The sequence below is a fragment of the Acidovorax sp. KPB24-03 genome, assembly GCF_057546605.1.
The window spans coordinates 1-1,105 of record NZ_BAAJYR010000723.1 but is presented as its reverse complement, the minus strand read 5'-3'; the positions used below and the strand labels follow the sequence as shown (position 1 = coordinate 1,105).

At 73.1% G+C, this 1,105-nt stretch carries 1 protein-coding gene; it reads left to right on the top strand.

The features are described from left to right. Positions 1-35 precede the first annotated feature (35 nt). Complete coding sequence (locus tag AC27KI_RS25520) at positions 36-968, top strand: ABC transporter substrate-binding protein (RefSeq protein ID WP_487116596.1); 933 nt, start codon at positions 36-38, stop codon at positions 966-968. Positions 969-1,105: the final 137 nt, after the last annotated feature.

Here is a 1,105-nt window from a genome sequence, read left to right as displayed (position 1 = left end):
CCCCTGGCGCTGGCGCTGGCGGTGGCCGGCGTGCTGTGCGGCGCGGCCCCGCGCTGGCGCAGGGCGCGGGCGCGGTGCCGGGGTTCCCCGTCACCGTGCCCAACTGCGGCGACACGCTGCGCATCGCCGCGCCGCCCCAGCGCATGGTCGTGCACGACCTGAACATGGTGGAGATGGCGATGGCGCTCGGGCTGCAGTCGTCCATGGTGGGCGTGACGGGCATCACCGGCTGGTACAAGACCGATGCGGCGTTCCTGCGCAGCCTGGGGTCCATTCCGGAGCTGGCCCCCAAGTACCCCACGCTGGAAACGCTGCTGGCCGCCAAGCCCGACCTGTTCTTCGCCGGCTGGTACTACGGCATGCAGCCTGGGGGCGAGGTGACCCCTGCCACCCTGGCGCCGCACGGCATCCAGACGCTGATCCTGACCGAAAGCTGCGCGCACACGCTCGGCGACAAACCGCGCGCCACGATGGACCTGCTATACGGCGACCTGCTGCGCCTGGGCACCGTTTTCGGCCGCCGTGCCGAGGCCGAGCGGCTCATTGCGCAATGGCGCGAACGGGTCCGGGCCGCGACCCGGTCGCCGCTGCCGCAGCCGCCACGCGTGTTCGTCTACGACTCGGGCGAGGACAAGCCCTTCACCGCGGGCCGCGCCGCCATGCCCACGGCCCTGATCGCGGCCGCGGGCGGGCGCAACGTGCTGGGCGATGCCCCCATGAGCTGGGGCACCAGCGCCTGGGAGACGGTCGCAGCGAGCAACCCGCAGGTCATCGTCCTGCTGGACTACCAGAATGGCCAGGGCCCGGAACACCTTCAGCGCCTCCTGCAGGCGCACCCGGCCATGCGGCTGACCGACGCCGTGCGCCAGCGCCGCTTCGTCACGCTGCGCTATGCCGAGTTGACCCCCGGGCCCGCCAACATCGACGCCATCGAGAAGCTGGCCCGCGCCCTGAGGCAGGCACCATGACGCCGCCGGGGGCGGATGCCCGCACCGCGCGGCGCAGAGCAGTGCCTCTGCGGATCACGCTGCGCCGCGCGGCGCCATGGGGGATCGCGCTGGCCCTGGCGTTGTTGGTCATGGCGTCGCTCACCGCGGGCAGCGCG